20 protein-coding genes and 2 tRNA genes are annotated in these 24828 nt (G+C 31.0%); 12 read left to right on the forward strand and 10 right to left on the reverse strand.

All coding sequences use genetic code 11. The features are described 5' to 3' along the window. Positions 1-17 precede the first annotated feature (17 nt). On the reverse strand, positions 18-1175 hold the full coding sequence (locus tag Q4512_RS05155; RefSeq protein ID WP_303422376.1) for a DegT/DnrJ/EryC1/StrS aminotransferase family protein: 1158 nt from the start codon (positions 1173-1175) through the stop codon (positions 18-20). Positions 1176-1344: 169 nt separating this feature from the next. On the opposite strand from Q4512_RS05155, the gene Q4512_RS05160 reads away from it, so the two are divergent. Together Q4512_RS05160 and Q4512_RS05165 are read left to right on the forward strand one after the other, a co-directional pair. Continuing rightward, complete coding sequence (locus Q4512_RS05160; protein WP_303422379.1) at positions 1345-2580, forward strand: 3-deoxy-D-manno-octulosonic acid transferase; 1236 nt, start codon at positions 1345-1347, stop codon at positions 2578-2580. A gap of 115 nt (positions 2581-2695) precedes the next feature. Next, positions 2696-3115, forward strand: coding sequence for a hypothetical protein (locus Q4512_RS05165; RefSeq protein ID WP_303422381.1), 420 nt, complete (start codon positions 2696-2698; stop codon positions 3113-3115). A 338-nt stretch (positions 3116-3453) separates the two neighbouring features. Here Q4512_RS05165 and Q4512_RS05170 read toward each other — a convergent pair. The 3 genes from Q4512_RS05170 to mutS all read right to left on the reverse strand — a co-directional run bounded on the left by Q4512_RS05170 (position 3454) and on the right by mutS (position 6348). Further along, positions 3454-3537: transfer RNA gene (locus Q4512_RS05170), tRNA-Leu, on the reverse strand. Positions 3538-3564: 27 nt separating this feature from the next. Further along, positions 3565-3636: transfer RNA gene (locus tag Q4512_RS05175), tRNA-Gly, on the reverse strand. A gap of 99 nt (positions 3637-3735) precedes the next feature. Continuing rightward, complete coding sequence (gene mutS, locus Q4512_RS05180; protein ID WP_303422384.1) at positions 3736-6348, reverse strand: DNA mismatch repair protein MutS; 2613 nt, start codon at positions 6346-6348, stop codon at positions 3736-3738. Positions 6349-6523: 175 nt separating this feature from the next. On the opposite strand from mutS, the gene Q4512_RS05185 reads away from it, so the two are divergent. Continuing rightward, positions 6524-7069 carry an RNA methyltransferase gene (locus Q4512_RS05185; RefSeq protein WP_303422386.1) on the forward strand — a complete coding sequence of 182 codons (546 nt, stop codon included), beginning with the start codon at positions 6524-6526 and terminating at the stop codon, positions 7067-7069. Here the strand turns inward: Q4512_RS05185 and Q4512_RS05190 are convergent. Both Q4512_RS05190 and folK read right to left on the reverse strand, forming a co-directional pair. Next, complete coding sequence (locus tag Q4512_RS05190) at positions 7053-9359, reverse strand: hypothetical protein (protein ID WP_303422388.1); 2307 nt, start codon at positions 9357-9359, stop codon at positions 7053-7055. The genes Q4512_RS05185 and Q4512_RS05190 overlap by 17 nt on opposite strands. Before the next feature lie 31 nt (positions 9360-9390). Next, on the reverse strand, positions 9391-10518 hold the full coding sequence (gene folK, locus Q4512_RS05195) for a 2-amino-4-hydroxy-6-hydroxymethyldihydropteridine diphosphokinase (RefSeq protein WP_303422390.1): 1128 nt from the start codon (positions 10516-10518) through the stop codon (positions 9391-9393). Between the two features lie 71 nt (positions 10519-10589). Between folK and Q4512_RS05200 the strand changes: the two genes are divergently transcribed. The 3 genes from Q4512_RS05200 to rpsU all read left to right on the forward strand — a co-directional run bounded on the left by Q4512_RS05200 (position 10590) and on the right by rpsU (position 14376). Further along, the gene (locus Q4512_RS05200) at positions 10590-11294 is read left to right on the forward strand and encodes a queuosine precursor transporter (protein WP_303422393.1); all 705 of its coding nucleotides are present in this window, start codon (positions 10590-10592) and stop codon (positions 11292-11294) included. A gap of 88 nt (positions 11295-11382) precedes the next feature. Beyond that, positions 11383-14100, forward strand: coding sequence for an AsmA-like C-terminal region-containing protein (locus Q4512_RS05205; protein WP_303422397.1), 2718 nt, complete (start codon positions 11383-11385; stop codon positions 14098-14100). An 81-nt stretch (positions 14101-14181) separates the two neighbouring features. Then, a complete protein-coding gene (gene rpsU / locus Q4512_RS05210; protein WP_183484356.1) occupies positions 14182-14376 on the forward strand; it encodes a 30S ribosomal protein S21 in 195 nt (64 codons plus the stop codon). A 64-nt stretch (positions 14377-14440) separates the two neighbouring features. On the opposite strand, the gene Q4512_RS05215 is transcribed toward rpsU, so the two are convergent. Then, entirely contained in the window at positions 14441-15235 is a 795-nt protein-coding gene (locus Q4512_RS05215; RefSeq protein ID WP_303422404.1) for a DUF2797 domain-containing protein, read from the reverse strand. 42 nt (positions 15236-15277) lie between these two features. On the opposite strand from Q4512_RS05215, the gene Q4512_RS05220 reads away from it, so the two are divergent. Next, positions 15278-16792, forward strand: coding sequence for a GH3 auxin-responsive promoter family protein (locus Q4512_RS05220; RefSeq protein ID WP_303422407.1), 1515 nt, complete (start codon positions 15278-15280; stop codon positions 16790-16792). A gap of 194 nt (positions 16793-16986) precedes the next feature. On the opposite strand, the gene Q4512_RS05225 is transcribed toward Q4512_RS05220, so the two are convergent. Next, positions 16987-17868 (reverse strand): MerR family transcriptional regulator, encoded by an 882-nt coding sequence (locus Q4512_RS05225; protein WP_303422410.1) that lies wholly within the window; start codon positions 17866-17868, stop codon positions 16987-16989. A gap of 151 nt (positions 17869-18019) precedes the next feature. Here Q4512_RS05225 and Q4512_RS05230 point away from each other — a divergent pair, with 151 nt between their 5' ends. The 5 genes from Q4512_RS05230 to Q4512_RS05250 all read left to right on the forward strand — a co-directional run bounded on the left by Q4512_RS05230 (position 18020) and on the right by Q4512_RS05250 (position 23012). Next, positions 18020-19435, forward strand: coding sequence for a fasciclin domain-containing protein (locus Q4512_RS05230; protein WP_303422412.1), 1416 nt, complete (start codon positions 18020-18022; stop codon positions 19433-19435). A gap of 81 nt (positions 19436-19516) precedes the next feature. Next, entirely contained in the window at positions 19517-20983 is a 1467-nt protein-coding gene (locus Q4512_RS05235) for an NAD(P)/FAD-dependent oxidoreductase (RefSeq protein ID WP_303422415.1), read from the forward strand. A 1-nt stretch (position 20984) separates the two neighbouring features. Then, positions 20985-21821 carry a squalene/phytoene synthase family protein gene (locus Q4512_RS05240; RefSeq protein ID WP_303422418.1) on the forward strand — a complete coding sequence of 279 codons (837 nt, stop codon included), beginning with the start codon at positions 20985-20987 and terminating at the stop codon, positions 21819-21821. Between the two features lie 33 nt (positions 21822-21854). Further along, complete coding sequence (locus Q4512_RS05245) at positions 21855-22313, forward strand: sterol desaturase family protein (protein WP_303422421.1); 459 nt, start codon at positions 21855-21857, stop codon at positions 22311-22313. Continuing rightward, the gene (locus tag Q4512_RS05250; RefSeq protein ID WP_303422424.1) at positions 22314-23012 is read left to right on the forward strand and encodes a lycopene cyclase domain-containing protein; all 699 of its coding nucleotides are present in this window, start codon (positions 22314-22316) and stop codon (positions 23010-23012) included. Here the strand turns inward: Q4512_RS05250 and Q4512_RS05255 are convergent. Beyond that, positions 22996-23517 carry a GNAT family N-acetyltransferase gene (locus Q4512_RS05255; protein ID WP_303422426.1) on the reverse strand — a complete coding sequence of 174 codons (522 nt, stop codon included), beginning with the start codon at positions 23515-23517 and terminating at the stop codon, positions 22996-22998. The genes Q4512_RS05250 and Q4512_RS05255 overlap by 17 nt on opposite strands. Before the next feature lie 72 nt (positions 23518-23589). Then, on the reverse strand, positions 23590-24822 hold the full coding sequence (clpX, locus tag Q4512_RS05260; protein ID WP_303422431.1) for an ATP-dependent Clp protease ATP-binding subunit ClpX: 1233 nt from the start codon (positions 24820-24822) through the stop codon (positions 23590-23592). Positions 24823-24828 lie beyond the last annotated feature (6 nt).

Raw genomic sequence — 24828 nt, forward strand, 5'->3', positions numbered from 1 at the left:
ACCCCTGTGGTAACGCCCTAATTATTTGCTATAAATTCTTTTATTTTATTAGTAATAAATGCTATTTGCTCATCGTCTAATTCGGTATGCATAGGTAACGAAATCACCTCTTTTACTAGTTGATTAGTAACTGGAAAATCTGCTTCGTTATATCTAGTATCTTGATATGCTTTTTGGTTATGCAATGGTATTGGATAATAAACTCCACAAGGTATTTCATGGCTATTTAAAAACTGCACCAAAGCATCTCTATCTACATTTTTTAGTCTTAAAGTGTATTGGTGAAAAACATGACAATCACAGTCTTCGCAAATGGTAGAACAGGTTTTAGCTACTTGAGGTGTAATTATATTTGATATTCCTTGAAAAGCATTATTATATTTTCTTGCAGCAGATTGCCTTGCTTTATTATAGGTGTTTAAATATGGTAATTTTGCGTTTAAAACTGCTGCTTGTATAGAATCTAGTCTAGAATTTACTCCAACTACATCGTGGTGGTAACGTTCGTACATCCCGTGATTTACTATTCCTCTAATGGTATGTGCTAAATCGTCATCGTTTGTAAATATTGCGCCACCATCCCCGTAACATCCAAGGTTTTTTGAAGGAAAAAAAGAAGTAGAAGCTACGTGACCAATAGTACCAGCTTTTGCCTTGTCTCCATTACTATACGTGTATGTTGCACCTATTGCTTGCGCATTATCTTCAATTACATATAGATTATGCGCTTCGGCAATTTTCATAATAGCTTCCATGTTTGCACATTGCCCGAATAAATGCACAGGAACTATTGCTTTTGTTTTTGGTGTTATTGCCTTTTGAATTGCTTCAACACTAATATTAAAATCATTTGGATCTACATCTACCAAAACTGGAGTTAATTGCAATAATGCGATTACCTCAACAGTAGCAGCGAATGTAAAATCTGCAGTAATAACTTCGTCTCCAGGTTTTAAACCTAAACCCATCATTGCTATTTGTAATGCGTCTGTACCATTAGCACAAGGAATTACATGTTTAACAGCTAAATATTCTTCTAAGTTTTTTTGAAACTCATGAACTTTTGGTCCATTAATAAAAGAAGCATTATCTATTATTTCTTGAATTGTTGGGTTTACAACATCTTTAATGCCAGCATATTGACCTTTAAGGTCGACCATTTGAATTTTTTTCACAATCTAAAATTTTGAAACTGGCGCTATAAAACCAGGCTCATTATATGATACGAATTTACAAAAATCCGTATCGTTTAGCAATGAAGATCAATGAATAATAAATAATTTATTAAATACGAGAGATGTATTTAATTTAAAAGAAATGTATTTTAGCAACAAACAAAAACTATTGGCTATCATTTACAACATACTTATTCAGCTAACCTCTCTGGTTTTAAAAGGAGTAGCCTTATTTAACACCAAAATAAAGAAAGGAGTTTCGGGTAGAAAACAAACATTTCCTATTTTAAAAAATAACATCTCGCATACGGATACTTGTATATGGTTTCATTGTGCTTCTTTAGGAGAGTACGAACAAGGCTTACCTGTTTTTAAAGAGATAAGAAAAAGCTACCCAAACCATAAAATTGTTCTAAGTTTTTTTTCTCCTTCGGGATATGAAATTAGGAAGAACACCAAAATAGCAGATATAGTTGTTTATCTTCCTTTAGATACTAAAGGAAATGCAAAAAAGTTTATAGATATAGTAAATCCTCAACTTACTGTGTTTGTTAAATATGATATTTGGCCTAATTTTTTAAATGAAATTAAAAAGCGAAATTTAAAAGCTATTTTAATTTCTGCTCTTTTTAGACCTGACCATTCTTTTTTTAAGTACTACGGAAAAGCACAAAGAAATGCATTACTTGCATTCGAACATATTTTTGTACAAAACGAAACTTCGAAAACGCTATTAAATAAAATAAATTACAATGAAGTAACTGTTTCTGGAGACACACGTTTTGATCGTGTGTATAGCCAATTAGCACAAAACAATACGTTAGATTTTATTAATGAATTTAAACAAGACAGTCTATGTGTTGTTGCTGGTAGTACCTGGCCTGAAGACGAAAACATTTTAATAGATTACATCAATAAAAAAGCTTCCAAGAAGTTAAAATTTATTATTGCCCCTCACAATATTAAAGCCACACAAATTGAAAAATTTTGCAAACAACTTGAAGTCCCATGCATAAAGTATTCTGAAAAAGAAAGTCAGGATCTCTCTAAATATCCTGTTTTTATAATGGATACTATTGGTTTACTAACTAAAACATATAACTATGCAGACATTGCATATGTTGGTGGAGCTATGGGAACCACTGGATTACACAACACACTAGAACCAGCTGTTTTTGGAATACCAGTAATAATTGGAAAAAACTACAAAGAATTTCCTGAAGCACATGAAATGATTGAAGCAAATGGCATGTTTACAGTAAAAAACAAAGAAGAATTGGCATTAATACTTGATAAATGGATTAAAAATCCAGACAAAAGAGAATATTCTGGTCTTCAAAATTTAAAATATATTAAAAAAAACACAGGAGCTGTAGTCCAAATAATAGACTTAATACGTATTTAAACTGATTTATTTGCTTATTTAATAATTATGTTAAAAATGTTAACAAAATTTATTCGTTTTTAACTTGAAGTTATTACATTCGTATTATTGAAAATTAACACTAAAACTATTACTAATGAAAAAATTATTATTTAGCGCTGCTTTATTATTAGCATTAAGCGTATCGTTTACATCATGTAGAGAAGTAAAAGAAAAAACTGACGCAGCTAGTGATGCTGTAGAAAACGCTGCTGAAGCTACTGGTGATGCATTAGAAAATGCTGCTGATGCAACAGGTGATGCTCTTGAAGAAGCTGGAGACGCTGTTGAAAATGCTGCTGACTCTGCTGTGGATGCTGCAGGTAATGCTGTGGATGCTGCTGGAAATGCAATTGAAAATGCTGCTGACTCTGCAAAAGATGCTGCTGGAAACGCTGTAGATGCTGTTGAAAAAGCTGCTGGAGACGCAAAAGATGCTGCTGGAAATGCAGTGGAAAAAGCTTCAGATGCAGTTTCTGATAAAGCAAATGATTTAAAAGCTAAAGCTGGTCACTAATACCAGACTTTAATTTAAAAGCCTTCATAATTATGAAGGCTTTTTTTTGTGCTTATTTTTAAAATTAAGAAACAATATAAACCAAAAAAGCCTTACATTTCTGTAAGGCTTTTTTTATTGAAGAAAGGAATTAACCACGTGTTCCTTTATGTGCATCTCGCGAAACATAAATCTATAAAATGGGAATTGACTTCGTCGAGTCCCAGTTTCAACATGATGAGAAAAACCAATCCAAAAGATTGGATTGCTTTTTTATTTTAAAAACATGCGGAAAAGCTAGCTTTCAAGTATATTTTTAAAACAAAAAAGCCGAAACTTTCGTTTCGGCTTTTCATCTGTACTGAAGACGGGACTTGAACCCGTACGTCCTAATGGACATTGGATTTTAAGTCCAACGTGTCTACCAATTCCACCACTTCAGCATTGGTATATTATAAAGAAAGTCTCAGAGCGAAAGACGGGATTTGAACCCGCGACCCCCACCTTGGCAAGGTGATGCTCTACCCCTGAGCTACTTTCGCAGTCTTTTGTATGAACGTGCAATATTGCTATTGCGGTTGCAAATTTAAAATAAATCTATGAATTGCAAAGCCTTTTTCGAAAAATTATTATTTTTTTTTTCAAGCCTGCTTTTTCTTAATCAACATTCGTTTTATTTCGTTAAGTTTCATTAACGCTTCTACAGGTGTAAGTGTATCAATATCAATATGTAATATCTCTTCTTTTATTTGTTCTAATAATGGATCGTCTAAATTGAAGAAACTTAATTGCATTTCATCTTTTATCGATTTTACTTTATCAGTAAGTTCTTCACTAGAATGTGATTTTTCTAGTTTCTTTAATATTTTATTTGCTCTATGTAAGACCTGCTGTGGCATTCCAGCCATTTTAGCGACATGAATACCAAAACTATGCTCACTTCCTCCTGCAACTAGCTTTCGAATAAATAATACGTTATCTTTTAATTCTTTTACAGAGACGTTGTAGTTTTTTATTCTAGTAAATGTTTCCGTCATTTCATTTAGCTCGTGATAATGTGTTGCAAAAAGTGTTTTTGGTTTTGCTGGATGCTCATGTAAATATTCGCTAATTGCCCAAGCAATAGAAATCCCATCATAGGTACTTGTTCCTCTTCCTATTTCATCTAACAAGACCAGACTTCTATTACTAATATTATTCAAAATAGATGCAGTTTCATTCATCTCTACCATAAAAGTAGACTCTCCCATTGAAATATTATCACTTGCTCCTACTCTAGTAAATATTTTATCTACTAAACCTATTCTAGCCGCTTTTGCAGGAACAAAACTTCCCATCTGTGCTAGTAATACAATTAAAGCAGTTTGACGTAAAATTGCAGACTTACCAGACATATTTGGACCAGTAATCATAATTATTTGTTGGGTTGCTCTATCTAGAAAAACATCGTTTGCAATGTATGGCTCTCCAATTGGCAATTGTTTTTCTATTACGGGATGACGACCGTCTTTTATTTCAAGATCATGCGTATCATCAATTATTGGGTAGCTATACTTATTATCTTTTGCTAATTGCGCGAAACCAGCCAAACAATCTAATTGCCCAATTAGATATGCATTTTGCTGTACTGGTTTAATGTATTGGTTCATCCAAGCAACTAATTCTGCAAATAATTTTTGCTCTATGGCTAATATTTTTTCTTCGGCACCCAGAATTTTACTTTCGTATTCTTTAAGTTCTTCGGTAATATAACGCTCTGCATTAACTAAAGTTTGTTTACGTATCCATTCTTCAGGAACTTTGTCTTTATGTGTATTTCGTACTTCAATATAATAACCGAAAACATTATTAGATGCTATTTTAAGGGAAGTAATTCCTGTTCGCTCGCTTTCGCGTTGCAGCATCTTATCTAAGTAATCTTTTCCTGAAGTAGACAATGCTCTAAGTTCATCTAACTCTTTAGAAAAACCTTCAGCAATGGTACTTCCTTTTAAAACATTTACAGGAGCATCTTCATTTAGCATGGTTTTAATCTTCTCTCGAAGCACATCACAGTTTTGCAACTTATCGCCTATTATTTTAAGAGATTCATTATCGCAATTAGAAGACAGCTCTTTTATTGGTAATATTGCTTCTAAAGAATTTTTAAGCTGAATAACCTCTCTAGGATTCACCTTTCCTGTTGCAACCTTAGATATTAACCGCTCAATATCCCCAATTCCTTTTATATGGTTTTGTGTTTTCTGAAGTGTGTTTTTTTCTTTAGTAAAGTAATATACAACTTCATGACGTTGTTTAATCTTTTCTACATTTTTTAGTGGCAGAGCTAACCATCGTTTTAGTAAACGTCCACCCATAGGAGAAATGGTTTTATCAATAACATGCAAAAGAGTGACTGCATTATTATTGGTAGAATTATACAGCTCTAAGTTTCTAATAGTAAAGCGATCCATCCACACATAGTCATCTTCTGCAATTCTAGAAATAGAAGTGATGTGCTGTAATTTGTTATGTTGTGTTTCACCTAAATAATGCAAAACAGAACCTGAAGCGATTATACCTTGCTCTAAATCTGCAATACCAAATCCTTTTAAAGTTTTGGTATTAAAGTGTTTTATTAAGGTTTCGTTAGCATAATCGGTTTGATACACCCAATCTTCTAAATAAAAAGTATGAAAATCAGCCCCAAAGGTTTCCTTAAAAAGGCTTCTCTTTTGTTTAGACACCAAGACTTCACTTGGGCTAAAATTTTGAAGCAGCTTATCTATATATTCGGCATTTCCTTGCGAAGTTAAAAACTCTCCAGTAGACACATCTAAAAAGGAGATTCCAATTTTCTTTTTTTCGAAATAAACCGAGCACAAAAAATTATTAGATTTCGAGATCAAAACCTCATCATTTAAAGCTACACCAGGGGTTACCAACTCTGTAACACCACGCTTCACAATGTTTTTGGTTTGTTTAGGATCTTCTAATTGATCACAAATAGCAACACGTTCTCCTGCTTTTACTAATTTTGGTAAATAGGTATTTAAAGAGTGATGCGGAAACCCTGCTAGTTCTATTTCGCTTTCGCTACCTGCACCTCGTTTGGTTAATATAATACCTAAAATACCAGCTGTTTTAATAGCGTCTTCACCAAAGGTTTCGTAAAAATCTCCAACTCGGAATAATAATAAAGCATCTGGATACTTTGCTTTTATAGCATTGTACTGCTTCATTAAAGGGGTTACTTTTTTTGTTTTTTTTGCCAAGAGTAAAAGTGTTATTTTTGCCCTATTAATTACTTAGGACTATAAGATTGCTAAGGTACTTATAATTTGATTTTTTTTGAAATCAATTCTACTTTAGTTATTTACATTTGTTCACAAAAAGTAGAGACAGAATTTTAATTACTGCCTTTATGAAAACAAAAGAAAGACATTTTAAATGCGTAAACTAAAAAATAGCGAACTAGATAGACTGAGTGTAGAAGGGTTTAAAACCGCTACCAAAACTCCTATTATTATTATTCTAGACAATATTAGAAGTTTAAATAACATAGGCTCTGTATTTAGAACGAGTGATGCCTTTTTAATTGAAAAAATTTACCTCTGCGGAATTACTGCTACACCACCACATAAAGACATACACAAAACAGCTTTAGGAAGTACAGACACTGTTGCATGGGAATATGCAGAAAACACATTAGACGTTATTAAAAAACTACAAGAAGAACAGGTTCAAATCTGTGCTATTGAACAAGCTGAAAATGCAACAATGCTAAACAAATTTACACCAAAGGCTACCACAAAATACGCTTTAGTTTTTGGTAACGAAGTCAAAGGTGTTGCGCAAGATGTAGTTAGTGCAAGTGACGTTATTATTGAAATACCGCAATTTGGAACCAAACATTCTTTAAACATATCTGTAAGCTGTGGCGTTGTGGTTTGGGATGTTTTTAGTAAAATGAAAAACACTATTCTACAACCATAATTTCACTAATAAGAGCTCCTGCTTTAGTAAATCCCTGAACATAAAAAGTATATCCTGAGTTATACTGTTTCACTTTAAAAACAACTTCTCCATTAGCATTAGTTTCTAATATTGGTTTCCAATCTATTTCCTGTATTTCATTTTGAAAATTAAAATCATTAATAGGTGTATAATACTTTTTGGCAGCATTATAACCATATTCAAAAACATAGTTCTGGTATAATTCTATTATTCCCTTTTTGTAGTTATCTTTTGTAAACACTTGATAAGCCACAGCTCCTCCTTCTTTTGGATATGGCTGCATCATAACACTTTCAATATCTTTCATTTCTAATTTCAAACCTGCTAAATCTTCCGATTCCATTCTTTTACCATCAATAAACAAAAGTGCTTCCTTTTTTACACCAACCTCCAAATACCATTCTAAACCTTTCCAATTAACTAACTTAACACCTTCTTCTCGCTCTAAATACCTTAATAAGAATTCATTTTTATAATAATCACTCACTTCTAAAGGCATATATTTACCTATATCGGAAGTTATTTTTTTATACTTATTCACAAGCTTTTTCTTTTCAAAATACGCTCTACTTTTAACCTTACCCGAAACATTTACGGTATCTAATGTAGTAGTATTACTTTGGTAAAAATCTACATGACTATAGTTTTCCTGCTTGGATAAGGAATAGTTAGATGCGTTTTTTTTTAGTTGAAACTTCATTTTATAATTACTAACAGAATCTAAAACCATGTTTTCTGGTTTTGCTAATGCCTTGTCTGGCTTTACAAAAGATAACTTTACAGAATCTCCTTTGTATATTAATAGATTTTTAAATGTAAAATCTAATTTATTGTTTAAAAATATCTTGTCAATAATCTTATTGTCTTCACTAATTAAGGCAAGATTATTAGAACCTAATGGTTTTACATAACCAGATAATTTAAAACCCATTTCAAAATTATACTTGTATTTTGGATTTAGATTATGCACATACTCTGTAGAAGAATACTGCGTCCATCCTTGTGTTAACAATAGCAAGTCTAAATGATTAAACCTATTTTTATTATTAGTATTAAAATAGTAAGAAGGCTTTTCTATATAACCTTTTAGATAAGGAGTCAACAAAAAGGCAGATTCAATACTTGCATTTTCATCTAGCTCCACGGTATTAGACAAAACAGATGCACTAATATTTGCTACTCCAGAGGTGTCTTTTATTAGCATTTTAAATGCAATAGAATCCTTTACTTCTAGTAGTTTTTCAATTTTTACTTCTTTTTTAGTATTACTTTTATACACAAAAAATTTCCTTTCTAAAACCGGTGTGTTATTTTTAAAAACGGTCACTGTATTTACACCATTAAAAAAATCTTTTTTGTTTAATTTTAGTTTAATTTTTGAAGTATCTACTAAAACAACATCTGCATAATTGACCAACTTATTATTTTGATGAAATAGAATAAAATAATCATCATTTGCATTTTGTATCGTCTGTGTATTGGTTTGCAATTGTAATGTTATGAAATCCTTATCATCACTTACAGTTATTGCTACACCTTGTTTTTTAGCTAGCGGAACATCTACTCGAAAAACCGAATCATTAGTAGCTATAATAGCTTGATATTTTTCTAATTCTTTATAATGAAATTTAGATTTAGCCATTCCTGAATACACATTTTTAAAATGTGCCACTTCATTATTATTAGAATCTACTATTTTACCAGAAAAATTATTCCCAAGACCATTAGTCAACACCTTAACAGCAACTACATTTTCAACATTTTCTAACAAAAAACCACCTTCTGGAAAGAGTTGCACATCGTATAAGAACTCATTAGTTTCAGCTTTTTCCTCTACAGCATTACCAATACTTATCTTAGAAACAAACACATTAGCTTCTCCAAAGTTTTTCATAAAATTGGTTTGTGCTTGCAAATAATAATTTCCACCTTTTAAAGAATGAAACAACTCAAATTGCCCAATACCAACACCTTTATTAATCAATATATTTTGAGTTTCTATTAATGCTCCTGTTTCCGAAAACAGACTAACATAAAGCAATGTGGTTTTTAATGAAGGCGTATTTTCATTTGAAGAAACATAAGCTTTAAACCAAATAGTATCTTCCTGATTATACTTAATCTTATTTGTATGAATAAATACTTTTTCGAAAAATAAGGGCTCTTTTTGTAAAGCAGTAATTATAGAATCTGTAAATTTATTTTGAGCAATTGTAGCAATAGAAGAAAAAAGAATAAAGTAAAATAGTAAAAATCTGTTTTGCATCATGAATGCTATATATTTTAGGGATTTTAAAAAACTATTCACAAATCTTATCTAACAACCATAAATAATCTGTTCTATTTTTTACAAAATCTTTATCTGAAATATCAATAATCTTCACGTTTAATTCGGTTTGTTCTTTTAAGAACTCTAAATAACCAGCATTTATTTTTTCTAAATAGTCGTTTTCAATATTCTTCTCGTAATTTCTACCTCTTTTTTTAATATTAGCCTGAAGTCTTTCTGTATTTTGATATAAATATACGTACAAATCTGGTTTTGCTATATCTTTATATACTTGATAAAAGAGTTTTCTATAAAGTCTAAACTCATCTTCTGGCAAGGTTATTTTAGAAAAAATTAGTGATTTAAACACATCGTAATCACTAACAATAAAATCTTTAAACAAGTCTAATTGCGATAAATCATCACTAATTTGTTGGTAACGATCTGCCAGAAAAGACATTTCTAAAGTAAACGCATAGCGCTTTGGTTCTTTATAAAATTTTGGTAAAAATGGATTATCGGCAAAACGTTCTAAAATAAGTTTCGCATTAAAATCATGCGCCATTTTATTGGTTAAACTTGTTTTTCCTGCTCCTATATTTCCTTCAATAGCTATAAAATTATAATTTGAAAAATCATATTGTTTACTTGGGTTTTTAAGCCAAATATTTATGGGTTCTAAAACACTTTCATCTTCACATTCTTCTAATAAAACACTAATCTCTTTTTTTAAAACAGGATGTTGTATTTGCGATGCAATATTATATAATGGTTGCAAAACAAATTTTCGTTTTTGCATTTCGGGATGTGGAATATGCAAAGATTTTGTTTCTACAATTTCATCTTCAAAAAAAATAATATCTAAATCAATAATTCTGGCTTGATATCCTTTAATTTTTGTTCTTACTCTTCCTAATTGCGTTTCAATATCTAGTAATTTCTTTAAAAGCTTATTGGGTTTTAATTCGGTTTCTAAAATCAAACAGGTATTAAAAAATGCTTCACTTTCAAAACCAAGAGCAGGTGTTTTATATACTTTAGAAATAATTTTAATATTACCAACCTGTACATGAATACAGTCTATAGCGTTTTGCAAATTTTTAAATTTGTCGCCTTTATTACTCCCTAAGGAAATGTATGCTTTTTTTGGTTGGCTCATAGAATTAGCAAAATAAGGAAAACAATTTTTAATGCTTTATATTTATCTTCGCTATTTATTCACAATTTGCAATGACATTAAAAGATAAACTTACTGCACAACGTATTTACCTGTTTCTGGGCGCTTTATTTATAACCTCTTTGGTAGTTTCTAATTTAATATTTCAGAAGTTTTTTTATTGGTACCCTTTTCCTAATAAAATTTTTGGAGTTTCTCTTTTTGAAATTTCTGTTGGTATTTTACCATATCCAATAACTTTTTTAATAACCGATTTAATTAGCGAGATTTATGGAAAGAAGCGAGCTAACGATATTGTAATTGCTGGAATATTCGCTTCATTTTTTTCCATGCTAATTGTTTACGTTGCTAATTTAGTTCCCGCAACAAGCTGGTCTCCTGTCAACAACAAATTATTTACAACCGTTTTTGGAAGTACAGCAATTGCAGTTTTTGCGAGCATGATGGCGTACTTATTTGCACAACTTGTAGATATTCAGGTGTATCATTTCTGGAAAAAATTAACCAAAGGAAAACACCTATGGTTACGAAATAATTTTTCAACTTTTTTCTCTCAATTTGTAGATACGTTTACCATCTTAACATTACTATGTTCTTTTGATATTATAGCATGGGATAAATTTGCTGGATTATTGGTTGCTGGTTTTGCCTTTAAAGTACTAATTGCTATTGTAGATACTCCCTTTTTATATTTAGGGGTTTATCTTTTTAGAAAACGTTTTCAGCTTAAGGTCAACGAAGAGATAAATTTACTTTAAATGCTAAACTTTTGCTAAAGTCTATCAATACAAGATCTAAACCAAGTATTATTACGTAAATACTTACACAAATAAATTTGTATTTTTTATGAAGAAAGCTTTAAAAATTATTGGTATAACTTTACTTATTATTTTGGCACTATTAGTTGCCATTCCTTTTATGTTTAAATCTCAAATTAAGGATATGGTAAAACAATTTATTAACGAAAACATGAATGCTAAAGTAGAGTTTAGCGATGTAAGCCTGAGTCTTATTAGTAGTTTTCCACAAGCTCATGTTAGTGTAAACGATTTAGTTATTACCAATTTCGAACCTTTTAAAGACGAAACTTTTGCTACAGCAAAGTCTATTACTTTCGATATGTCTGTAAAGGAATTATTAAAAAAAGCAGACGAAGGGCCACTTTTAGTAAATGCAATTAACGTAAACGAGGCTTTATTAACATTAAAAACGAACAAATTTGGTGATGTAAATTACGATATAGTAAAAGAAAATGAGAACCAAAACAATAGCGTCACAGAAGACGAACAAAGTTTCCGTTTTGACATTGAAGATTATGCTATTAAAAATAGTGCATTTACGTATCTAGACGAAAAATCGAACACCACATTTTATATAACAGAATTAAACCATTCTGGAAAAGGAACTTTCTCTGAAGATGTTTCTGAATTAGACACAAACACAGAAGCTAGAGTTAGCTTAAGCCTAGACAGCACACAGTACTTAAACAATAACACGATTAAACTAGATGCTATAATTGGTCTAGATTTAGAAAATAGCAAATACACTTTTAAAGAAAATAAAGCAATTATAAATCAGTTACCAATAGCATTTCAAGGTTTTTTTCAAATGGTAGACGAAGGTCAAAACATCGATCTTTCTTTTGAAAACACTGGATCCGATTTTAAAGATTTTCTTGCTATAATTCCAGAAGCATATTCAAAAAACATTGAAAACGTTGCAACAACAGGAACCTTTAAAGTAAAAGGTAATATTAAAGGATTAAGCAGTGACACCACAATTCCTACTTTAGATATTAATGTAGTATCTAATAACGCATCTTTTAAATATCCTGATTTACCTAAAAGCGTAGAAAACATTGTTATAAATGCATCGTTAAAAAATGACGATGGAAATATAGACAACACCTATTTAGATTTAAAAACCTTAAACTTCAAAATAGATGAAGATGTATTTCAATCTTCAGCAACCCTAAAAAACATTACTAAAAACATATTAGTTAACGCTAATATTGATGGTGTTTTAAACCTGGCAAATATTACAAAAGCGTATCCTGTAGAATTAGAAAAAGAACTAAGCGGAATTTTAAAAGCAAAGCTAAATACTTCTTTTGATTGGAATGCCATAGAAACAAATGCATACCAACGAATTAAAAACAATGGTAATGTTAGTGTTAGTGAATTTATATTCTCTAGTGAAGATATGGTAAACCCGATTCACATTTCTAAAGCAGACATTCACTTTAATCCCGGAACGGTTTCATTAGATAGCTTTGATGCCAAAACAGGCTCTAGTGACCTAAACGCTACAGGAACGATTAATAATTTATTAGGCTTTTTATTAAGTGATGGAAAATTGAAAGGAAATTTTGATGTCAAGTCTAACACTTTTGCCGTTAATGATTTTATGGTTGCAGAAACCGAAACAACGACAAAAAACAAAAAAACTACTCCTGAGGAATCTCTTAAAATCCCAGCATTTTTAGATTGCACGATTCAAGCAGATGCAAAAACGGTTTTATATGATAATTTAACACTAAAAAACGTAAAAGGAAACTTAAAAATTAAAGAGGAACAAGCAACTTTAGAAAATCTTACATCTAATATTTTTGATGGTGACATTGCAATTTCGGGCTTGATAGACACCAAAAGCAAAACACCTCTTTTTAATATGAATCTAGGTATTGCAAATTTTGATATTTCACAATCCTTTAAAGATTTAGAGTTACTACAAAGTTTAGCACCAATTGCCAAAATTTTACAAGGAAAACTAAATACTACCATAAATCTTTCTGGTGTTTTAAACGAAGAATTTACACCAGATTTATCTTCAGTTTCTGGTAATGCATTAGCAGAATTATTGACTACAGATATCTCTTCAGAAAGCGCCCCTTTAATAAGCAAATTAAATGGTGCTTTTAATTTTATAGATTTTGAAAAACTAGATTTAAAAGACCTAAAAACGAAACTAGATTTTAATGACGGTAAAGTAAACATTAAACCATTTGATATAAAATATGAAGACATAAAAATCACAGTAGATGGTTCTCATGGCTTCAACAAAAGCATGGCATACAATGCCGTTTTACAAGTACCAGCGAAATACTTAGGTAGCGAAATAAACCAACTTATTGGTAAAATAAACGATCCTGCTGTTGAAAAAATAACCATCCCAGTAACGGCAACAATTGGTGGAACATTTACATCGCCAACAGTAAAAACAGATTTAAAAAGTGGTATTACTAACCTTACAAAACAGTTAATTGAAATACAAAAGCAAAAACTTTTAAACCAAGGCTCTCAGCAATTACAAGATTTAATTGGTGATGCTATTGGAGAAAACAACCCAAAAAACGATTCGACAAAAACACAAACTACAAACCCAATAAAAAATGTACTGACGGATATTATTGGAGGAAACAATTCGAACACCAATACTACAGATACTACAAACACGCAAACAACACCAAAAAAACCAACTGTTGAAGAAGGAGTGAAAGATTTATTAGGCGGACTTTTGGGAGGAAAAAAGAAACAAGAGACTAAAAAAGACTCCATAGAATAAAAAAGAAACAAAAAAAAGTAAATAAATATTATAAAATAAGAATAATTAATTTACTTTTGCATCCACAATTAAAGAATCATTATGTTAAGAATAGAAATAAAAGAAGGCGAAAATATAGAACGTGCTTTAAAACGTTACAAGCGTAAACACAGAAATGTGAAAGTAATGCAGAACTTAAGAGAAAACCAGTTTTTCACTAAACCATCTGTTAAACGTAGAAGACAAATACAAAAAGCATCTTATATTCAAGGTTTAAGAGACGCTGAAGATATTTAGTAGTTACTTCTTTTTTAATATATAAAAAAACACGCTTTCGTTGAAAGCGTGTTTTTTGTTTGCCTTAATCTACCTTAATTTCGACAACCAAACCTTCATTAGATCTTACATTAAAAACGGTTTGATCTTCAAAAATCAGGTACTGTCCTTTTACACCTACTAATTTCCCGGTGTACTTTTTTTCCTTTTTAATATTTAAACTTTTAGGTTTTAAAGGGTATTGTAATACAGGGAACTCAATATTCGTTTCTGTATTCGTTGCAATAAAATACTGCTGTGCTTCTTCTGGAATAAAAACTTTTAATCGCTCACGCCATTCTACTAGGTTTTCATCTGCAATATCATTTTTTAACATGGTTCTCCAATTGGTTTTATCTGCTACATGCTCTTTTAAAGCAACTTCAGTAATTCCTGCTAAATATCTATTTGGAACCTCAACAATTTCTATAGCTTCATGTGCTCCTTGATCTATCCAACGTGTTGGTACTTGGCTTTTTCTAGTAACTCCTACTTTTACATTACTAGAATTTGCTAAATACACAATATGAGGCTGCAATTGTACTTTCTTTTCGTATACTAAATCTCTATCTTCTTTATCTAGATGCGCTGTACTTAATTCTGGACGTATAATCCAATCTGCTGCTTGCGGAATGTCAAAAAAACAACTCTTACAAAAACCTTGTCTGTAAATTTCCTTATTTAAACCACAGTGTAAACATTGGTATTTAACAAACTTAATGTCTAAGATTTTACCTAGCAACTGGTTCATATTCAAGAAATCACTTTCAAACACTAAATAATATTGAATGGGCTGCGCGAATTCGGTTTCCATTTTTGTTAAAACACCTTGGTAGAACATAAAAAAAAGTCTTATTTTTAAACTTTTAAAGATAATATAAATATGCCAATTCCTATAGTCAATTCTATTGCTTCCTGGTTTTTAAAAAAACGATTTCATCAAATCGAATTGTTTTTAAAATACCCAAATGAAGTACAAACAGAATTACTATTAGATCTTATTGAAACTGCAAAAGACACAGAGACAGGCAAACAATATGATTTTGCATCTATAAAAAACTATACACAATTTGCAGAACGAGTTCCTCTTTCTTCTTACGAAGATTTACAGCCTAGCATAGAACGATCTAGAAAAGGCGAAAATAATATTTTTTGGCCAACACCTATTAAATGGTTTGCAAAATCTAGCGGAACCACAAGTGCTAAAAGTAAATTTATTCCTGTAAGTTTAGACTCTTTAGAGGATTGCCATTATGCAGCTAGTAAAGATTTACTTTGCATGTATTTAAATAACAATGAAGGTTCTCAGCTTTTTACTGGAAAAGGTTTACGTCTTGGAGGAAGCAAAGAACTATATAAAGAAAATGGAACCGTTTTTGGAGATTTAAGTGCTATTTTAATAGATAATATGCCTTTTTGGGCTGAATTTAGCAGCACACCAAGCAACAAAGTTTCGCTTATGAGCGATTGGGAGCACAAAATGCAAGCAATTGTAGACGAAACTATTAACGAAAATGTAACCAGTTTAGCTGGTGTACCTTCTTGGATGCTCGTTTTATTAAATAATGTATTAGAAACTACAGGTAAAAATAATTTACATGAAATTTGGCCCAATTTAGAAGTTTATTTTCATGGTGGAGTAAGCTTTACACCTTACCAAGAGCAATACCAGAATATTTTGCCAAAAAGCACTTTTAAGTATTATGAAATTTATAATGCTTCGGAAGGATTTTTTGCCATTCAAGATTTAAACAATTCTAGTGAACTCCTTCTAATGCTAGATTATGGGATTTTTTATGAATTTATCCCTATGAAAACCTATGGAAGTATTAATGAAAAAATCATACCGCTTGCAGAAGTTGAAATCGGCAAAAACTATGCTGTTGTTATTACTACTAACGCAGGACTATGGCGCTATAAAATTGGGGATACCGTTAGATTTACCTCCACTAAACCCTACAGAATAAAAGTCTCTGGACGTACAAAACACCATATTAATGTATTTGGTGAAGAGTTAATTATTGAAAACGCAGAAGATGCTTTAAAAACGGTTTGTAAAAAAACAAAAGCAGAAATTGTAGACTTTACTGCTGCTCCAGTTTTTATGCAAGGCAAAGAAAAAGGAGCACACGAATGGCTAATAGAATTTAACAAACTACCCAAAGACATAAACCTATTTAATGAACTGTTTGACAATGCTTTAAAATCTTTAAATTCAGACTACGAAGCCAAACGCTACAACAACTTAACGCTTAACAAGCCAACAATTCATGTTGCTAGAGAAAAATTGTTTTATGATTGGCTTAAACAGAACAATAAACTTGGAGGGCAACACAAAATACCTAGACTTTCTAATACTAGAAATTACATGGAAGAATTACTAAAACTGAATTACTAAATAGAAAGACATTATTTTTTTAAGTAGTTAATCGGAAAAAAAAACATTCTATTTAAATACAACGAGTATTAACTATCCTTTATCTAAAACACAATGTTATTAAATAAATTACAATTACTTTAGCCTTGCTATTAATCGATTACTATATACTGATGCAGTATTAATTATCGTCCATAAATAAAAACCCAAGTAGATTACTTGGGTTTTTTATTTTTTAAGATTTCAATTAAATCTTCAGGATGCGACAAATATTTCAGCATTTCACTCTCTTTAACACTTTCAAAACTCATGGGATTTCCAGAAACAAGAAGAGGCACACTTTCTCCTTGTTGTAAAATCGCATCTATTTTACTGGAAATAGATACTTCTGTAGGAGTAACAAACATAGATAGCATAAGCGCTGGTCGAATTTCTGTTACAACTTGCTTAATATTCTCAATAGGCACATTTTGCCCTAAATAATATACTTTCCACCCCATCTCTCTGGCAATATAATATGCGAGTAAAAGTCCTATTTCATGATGCTCATTTTCTGTTAAAAACATCAATATTTTAGGTGCTTCTTCCTGTGGATAAGGGAGCAAATCTATAGAAGCAAACATTTTTTTCTTAATTAAATTAGAAATAAAATGCTCTTGTGCTGGCATCACTTTATTAACTCCCCAAAGAACACCAACTTGATTTAGAAATGGATAAATAAGCTCCACAGTAGTAGTCAATAAACCTTTTTTAATGATTTGTGTCCTTAAAATCTCATTAAAAGATACCTCATCCATATCCAGCATACTAATAACCAAAGCACTTATTTCATCTTCATAATTCCCTTTAACAAGGCTATCTATAATGGTTTTATGAATTTCTGCATCAGACATTTTATCTATTTTAGAAATTCTGAAACCATTTCTACTTAACACACTAATGTTCAATAATTTTTTTAATTGATTATCCGAATAATACCTAATGTTAGTATCTGTACGTTCTGGATCTAAAAAATTATATCTAGTCTCCCATTTACGTAAAGTATGCGCTTTTATACCTGTTAAAGTAACAATTTGTGCCATTGTATATCTACTCATGTCTAATAATTTATAAGACAAAGTTAAACAAAAAAAACGAATGAACTAAAAAAAATAAAAATCAATTTGTCCAACTTATTTTATTTTTTATTTGACAATTATAAATTTTATTATATATTTGTCTAAATATTAATTATTAAACTTAGACAATATGAAAACGAAAATCTTTATTATCGCACTTTTTAGTCTATCATTGTTCATAACATCTTGTAGTAATGACGACGACAATAACAACAACTCAACAACTACACCTAACATTGTAGAATTAGCATTAGCAACACCAGATTTAAGTTCTTTAGTGGCAGCTCTAAATAGAGCTGATGGAAATCTTACTACAGTTTTAAGTGGCAGTGGACCTTTTACGGTATTGGCTCCTACCAATGATGCTTTTGCAAATTTTCTAACTGCTAACGGATTTGCTTCTTTAGATGCAGTTCCAACAGACGTACTAGCTCAAGTACTTTTAAACCATGTAATCATGGCAGATGTATCTTCTAGCGACTTAATATCAATGGGATCTGGTTATACATCAGGAAGCGCTAGCGGACCAGATAATTTAAATATCAGCATTTATTTTGATGCAACTAACGGTGTAACTTTTAATAATACAGCAATGGTTACTACAGCAGACGTAAATGCCTCTAACGGAACTGTACATATTATAGATACCGTATTAGAATTACCTAGTATAGTAGACCATGCTGTTGCCAACCCATCTTTTTCTAACTTAGTGGCTGCTTTAGGAGCTGCAGATGGGGATTTAGTTAATGTTCTTAGTACAGATGGACCTTTTACAGTATTAGCGCCAGACAATAATGCCTTTAGCACATTCTTAAATGGTACTGCTTTAGGAGATGTAGATACTGCTGTACTTTCACAACTTTTACTTAACCATGTAATCATAGGTTCTACAGTTACTTCTAGTGCTTTGGTTGATGCAGGAACAGGATATACAAATACAGGAGCAACTGGACCTGGAGACAACGCATTAAGTTTGTATTACAACACCTCTAATGGAGTTGTTTTTAATGGAGTCTCTACAGTGACACAAGCAGATGTTGTAGGTACTAACGGAATTATACACGCTGTAGATACCGTAATAGATATTCCAACGGTAGTTACTTTCGCTACGGCAGACCCAACATTTTCTACTTTAGTAGAAGCGTTAACCACTTTAACTCCAGCTACAGATTTTGCTTCCATTTTATCTCGAACTGAAATTGGTAATACAGATATGATAAACCCTGACTTTACAGTATTTGCTCCAACTAATGATGCTTTTGCATCTTTAGCCGCAATTCCTGCCGAAGGTCCTTTAACACAAGTTCTATTACACCACGTTATTCAAGAAGCTAATATTACTTCTAGCATGTTAAACAATCCTGGAGATACAACTGCAGGGACTTTAGAAGGTGACAACATCACCATTACACTACCAGGAACTGGTAACAATATCGCAAATATAACAGATGGCTCTGGAGCTACAGATATTGGTATTATAGCAGTAGATGTACAAGCTGGAAACGGTGTTATACATGTTATAAATAAAGTAATGATTAATAACTAACAAAAACCAATTCCTCTAATTGGTTTTCATAAATAAACCGACAACTTTTTTTGTTGTCGGTTTATTTAATTAAATTATGCAATGCGTTTGAAAAAAATTATCATTATTGGGTCTGGATTTTCCTCACTATCCGCATCTTGCTATTTAGCAAGTAAAGGTTTTGATGTAACTATTTTAGAAAAAAACAAAACGGTTGGCGGAAGAGCTAGGCAATTAAAAAAAGATGGTTTTGTTTTTGACATTGGGCCAACTTTTTACTGGATGCCAGATGTGTTTGAACGTTTTTTTAACGACTTTAATACCTCTACAAAAAACTTTTACAAACTCAACAAATTAAACCCTGCTTACCAAATTTATTTTGGAAAAGAAGATTCAATTAGTATCGCTGATAATTTTGAAGCTATAAAAAACACCTTTGAAAGCATTGAAAAAGGGAGTGCCAATAAACTTCAAAAATTTATAAATAAGGCAGAAAAAAATTATAACATCGCTATAAAAGACTTGGTTTACAAACCAGGTGTTCATGTTTTTGAAATAATAAATAGCAAAACCATTTTAAAACTATCCGAATTTGTTTCCACCATAAAAAAACAAGTTAGTGGATATGTAAAAAACAAAAAACTACAAAAAATATTAGAATTCCCTGTTTTATTTCTTGGTGCAAAACCTAGCAATACGCCTTCCTTTTATAATTTCATGAATTATACCGATTTTAAACTAGGTACTTGGCATCCAGAAGGAGGCATGTATGAAGTAGTTATTGCAATGACAAATCTTGCAGAAAGTCTGGGAGTAAAAATAATTACAGATTGTACAGTAGAAAATATAAATACAAAAAACAATAAAGTAGTTGGAATAACTTCAAATAAAGAAAATCATACTTGCGATATTTTATTAAGCGGAGCAGATTATCATCACACAGAAACACTACTTCCAAAAGAATTAAGACAATACTCTGAATCGTATTGGAATAAAAAAACTTTTGCTCCTTCTGCGCTACTTTTCTATGTTGGATTTGACAAAAAATTAAAAAACGTATCACATCATACCTTGTTTTTTGATACCGATTTTGAAACACACGCTAAAACCATTTATGACACTAAAGAATGGGCAGAAAAACCATTATTCTATGCTAGTTTTCCAAGTATTACAGATACTTCAACAGCTCCTAAAGGAAAAGAAACTGGCATATTTTTAATTCCTATTGCTCCAGATGTTAAAGACACTCCAGAAATAAGAGAGCATTACTTTAACCAACTAATAGATAGAATTGAAAAAATTACTGGAGAAAACATCAAAAAAAATATACTTTTTAAAGAATCCTATTGTGTAAAAGACTTTAAAAAAGACTACAATTCGTATAAAGGTAATGCGTATGGTTTAGCAAATACTTTAACACAAACACATGTTTTAAGGCCCAAATTAAAAAGCAAAAAAATCGAAAATTTATATTTCTGCGGACAACTAACCGTTCCAGGACCAGGTGTACCACCTTCTTTAATTTCCGGAAAAATAGTTAGCGATCTAATCATTAAAAACTTAGCATAATATGAAAGCATTATTTGATACATCCAGTTTAAAATGTAGCAAGATTGTTACCAACTGCTACAGCACTTCTTTTTCTCTTGGCATAAAACTTTTCGCTCCTGCTATTCGACCTTCCATCTATGCAATATATGGTTTTGTTCGCTATGCTGATGAAATTGTAGATTCCTTTGACAGGTATAATCAAGAAGAGTTATTTTATGAATTTGTTGCAGATTACAAAAAATCATTAGACAGAAAAATTAGCTTAAACCCTATCATTAATTCGTTTCAAGAAGTAGCCCACAAATATCGCTTACATACCTATGCAGATGACTTTCTAAAACGAATGGAGGCCGATTTACAAGTAACAGAATACAATACTAAAGAAGCGTATGAAAATTATATATATGGCTCTGCAGATGTTGTTGGTTTAATGTGCTTAAGGGTATTTGTAAATAATAATGATGAAAAATTTAATGCATTAAAAGAATCTGCAACTCGTTTAGGATCTGCATTTCAAAAAGTGAATTTTTTAAGAGATTTTAAAGACGATACTGAGAGCTTAGGACGTTCTTACTTCCCAAACCTAAATAGTGATTCGTTAAACAACACGAATAAAGAAGAAATTATAAAAGACATTGAAAAAGATTTTAATGAAGCTTACAAAGGAATTATTCAACTACCTTTAGAAAGTAGACTTGGTGTTTATATTGCATACAGATATTATTTAAAACTACTAAAGAAACTTAAAAAAGCAGATTCTGAAAAGATTTTAAGTGGAAGAATTAGAATATCTAACACACTAAAGTTATTTATACTCACTAAATCCTATATAAGATATAAGTTAAATGCTTTTTAATTTTTCAACGAATTTAGTAACTTACAATACAACATGACTATAATACTCTACATACTAATTACCATGCTAACATTTGCTTGCATGGAAGCAATAACTTGGCTTACACATAAATATGTAATGCACGGTTTTTTATGGTATTTACATGAGGATCATCACCAGCCTAAATACCCTCATGCTTTCGAAAAAAACGATGCTTTTTTCGTTATTTTTGCAATTCCAAGCATCTTACTTTTATATTATGGTGTCATTCCGAATTTAAATTTCTTATTCTTTATTGGCTTAGGGATTTTCTTTTACGGCCTTAGTTATTTTTTAATACACGATGTGCTTATACATCAACGTTTTAAATGGTTTAAAAACACCAAAAACAAATACCTTATTGGATTAAGAAAAGCCCATAAAGTGCACCATAAACATTTAGGCAAACAAGAAGGCGAATGTTTTGGTATGCTGTTTGTTCCAAAAAAATATCACAATACTTTTAAACAATAAATGCAGTCTTACACCTACCTTTTAGTAGATTTAGCTTGTATTGCTATACCACTTATAGCTAGTTTTTATAATAAACATGCCTTCTATAAAGAATGGAACTCTTTTTTTAAAGCCAATATAATTGTTGCGGTCCTTTTTATTATTTGGGATTCTATTTTTACTAATATTGGCGTTTGGGGCTTTAACCCAAACTATTTAACAGGAATTGATTTAGGAAACTTACCTATTGAAGAAGTCTTATTTTTTATATGCATTCCTTATTGTTGTGTATTCACTTTTTTTGCAATGAAACATCTTATTAATAAGAACCCTTTTGAAAAAATAGAATCTGTTTTAAGTTTTACTTTTATAATATTTCTTTTAGTTATTGGTCTGTTTCACCTAGAAAAACGCTACACTTCTATCACTTTTTTAAGCACCTCTATTTTTCTAATTATATTAAAAATTAGAAAAACTAATATGTCTTATCATTACTTGAGTTATTTTTTAATTCTTCCATTCTTTTTTATTAGCAATGGAATTCTAACCGGAAGTTTTTTAGTAAAAGAACCTATTGTCTGGTATAATAACACAGAAAATCTAGGAATTAGAATTAGTAATATTCCTGTAGAAGACACTATGTATGGTATGCTTCTTATTTTTATGAATATTGAATTGTACCGATTTTTTAAAAATAAAAAAGCTAAATCTTTAAGTTAAAAATAATATTATCTGGAAAGCCTTCATCTTTTCTATCCTGACATTGTTTAAAATCATTCTTTTTCAATAATGCAATAGAGCCTTTATTATATTTACTTGTATATGCTTCAACAGTGTTTAATTTCAAAGTACTAAAGCCAAAGCATAGTACAGCTTTTAATGCTTCATTCATTATCCCTAACTTATGGTATTCTGGCAACAAATCGTAACCAACTTCTGCTGTTTTTCTGTCTTCACTAAAGTTCCAAAGACAAATACTTCCTATTTTTATTTTTTCAGAAGTTAGACTTATAACCCAAGAAATAGACTCGTTGTTCTCTATATACTTGACCAATTCTTGTGTTTTTTCTTCACCTTCAGATATATTTTTAAGTGGCTCTCGCACAATATATTGTATGACTTCGACATTAGATCGCAGAGCAAAAACAATATCTACATCATCTCCATTTAATATATGCAATGTTAATCTTGGAGTTTCTATTGCTTTTACCTCTTTAAATTTCATTTTTTAAAATAAACAAAAAACCATTTATAAATACTTATAAATGGTTTTTTTATTAAGGATAACAATTAAAAATTATGAAACAGCTTTCAATTTCTTAATTGTAGTTTTTGTTAATTTTTCTTCAGCGTACGCTTTAGTTACATTTAGTTTTTTCTCTTTACTTCCTGGTAACTCGAACATGGCATCTGTTAATATTTCTTCACAAAGCGAACGTAATCCACGAGCTCCTAACTTATACTCGATAGCTTTTCCTACAATAAAATCTAAAGCGCCATCTGCAATACTAAAAGCAATTTCGTCCATTTCGAACAATTTTTTGTATTGTTTAATGATGGCATTTTTAGGTTCGGTTAAAATCGCTCTTAAGGTTTTTGCATCTAAAGGATCCATGTATGTTAGTACAGGTAGACGACCAATAATTTCTGGAATTAAACCAAAGTCTTTTAAATCTTTAGGAATAATGTATTGCAAAAGATGGTCATGGTCTACAACATCATCACTCATAGAAGCAGAATAACCAACGGCTTGCATGTTTAATCTTTTTGAGATTACACGATCGATACCATCGAAAGCTCCACCTGCGATAAACAAGATGTTTTCTGTATTTACTTCTATAAATTTTTGATCTGGATGTTTACGTCCTCCTTTTGGTGGCACATTTACAACGGTACCTTCAAGTAATTTTAATAATGCTTGTTGTACGCCTTCTCCAGAAACATCACGAGTAATAGATGGATTGTCACTTTTACGTGCAATCTTATCTATTTCATCTATAAAAACAATTCCTTTTTCTGCTTTTTCTAAATTGTAATCGGCTGCTTGCAACAATCTCGTTAAAATACTTTCTACATCTTCACCAACATATCCCGCTTCTGTTAAAACGGTAGCATCTACAATTGCTAAAGGTACATTTAACATTCTAGCAACTGTTTTAGCCATTAAAGTTTTACCAGTACCAGTTTGTCCAACCATGATGATATTTGATTTTTGAATCTCAATATCGTCATCCGTTGGTGGCTGTAATAATCTTTTGTAGTGATTATATACTGCAACAGACATTACTTTTTTGGTTGCTTCTTGCCCAATTATATATTCGTCTAAAAAGCCTTTAATTTTTATTGGCTTACGTAATACTAACTCTGCAGAAAGGTCACTATTATCGGTTTGTTTAGATTCTTCTATAACAATACCGTGAGCTTGCTCTATACAGCGATCACAAATATGTGCATCTAATCCTGCAATTAATAAGTTTGTTTCTGGTTTTTTTCGTCCACAAAACGAACATTCTAAATCTTCTTTTGCCATTATTTA

Origin of the sequence: Oceanihabitans sp. 2_MG-2023, assembly GCF_030547245.1 — a bacterium.
In the GTDB taxonomy this organism is placed as follows: Bacteria; Bacteroidota; Bacteroidia; order Flavobacteriales; family Flavobacteriaceae; genus Oceanihabitans.

Coding starts and splice junctions, on each gene's coding strand:
- Q4512_RS05165 (WP_303422381.1), top strand. CDS start 2,696: ATGAAAAAATTATTATTTAGCGCTGCTTTATTATTAGCATTAAGCGTA.
- Q4512_RS05185 (WP_303422386.1), top strand. CDS start 6,524: ATGCGTAAACTAAAAAATAGCGAACTAGATAGACTGAGTGTAGAAGGG.
- Q4512_RS05190 (WP_303422388.1), bottom strand. CDS start 9,359: ATGATGCAAAACAGATTTTTACTATTTTACTTTATTCTTTTTTCTTCT.
- folK (WP_303422390.1), bottom strand. CDS start 10,518: ATGAGCCAACCAAAAAAAGCATACATTTCCTTAGGGAGTAATAAAGGC.
- Q4512_RS05200 (WP_303422393.1), top strand. CDS start 10,590: ATGACATTAAAAGATAAACTTACTGCACAACGTATTTACCTGTTTCTG.
- Q4512_RS05205 (WP_303422397.1), top strand. CDS start 11,383: ATGAAGAAAGCTTTAAAAATTATTGGTATAACTTTACTTATTATTTTG.
- rpsU (WP_183484356.1), top strand. CDS start 14,182: ATGTTAAGAATAGAAATAAAAGAAGGCGAAAATATAGAACGTGCTTTA.
- Q4512_RS05215 (WP_303422404.1), bottom strand. CDS start 15,235: ATGTTCTACCAAGGTGTTTTAACAAAAATGGAAACCGAATTCGCGCAG.
- Q4512_RS05220 (WP_303422407.1), top strand. CDS start 15,278: ATGCCAATTCCTATAGTCAATTCTATTGCTTCCTGGTTTTTAAAAAAA.
- Q4512_RS05225 (WP_303422410.1), bottom strand. CDS start 17,868: ATGAGTAGATATACAATGGCACAAATTGTTACTTTAACAGGTATAAAA.
- Q4512_RS05230 (WP_303422412.1), top strand. CDS start 18,020: ATGAAAACGAAAATCTTTATTATCGCACTTTTTAGTCTATCATTGTTC.
- Q4512_RS05235 (WP_303422415.1), top strand. CDS start 19,517: ATGCGTTTGAAAAAAATTATCATTATTGGGTCTGGATTTTCCTCACTA.
- Q4512_RS05240 (WP_303422418.1), top strand. CDS start 20,985: ATGAAAGCATTATTTGATACATCCAGTTTAAAATGTAGCAAGATTGTT.
- Q4512_RS05245 (WP_303422421.1), top strand. CDS start 21,855: ATGACTATAATACTCTACATACTAATTACCATGCTAACATTTGCTTGC.
- Q4512_RS05250 (WP_303422424.1), top strand. CDS start 22,314: ATGCAGTCTTACACCTACCTTTTAGTAGATTTAGCTTGTATTGCTATA.
- Q4512_RS05255 (WP_303422426.1), bottom strand. CDS start 23,517: ATGAAATTTAAAGAGGTAAAAGCAATAGAAACTCCAAGATTAACATTG.
- clpX (WP_303422431.1), bottom strand. CDS start 24,822: ATGGCAAAAGAAGATTTAGAATGTTCGTTTTGTGGACGAAAAAAACCA.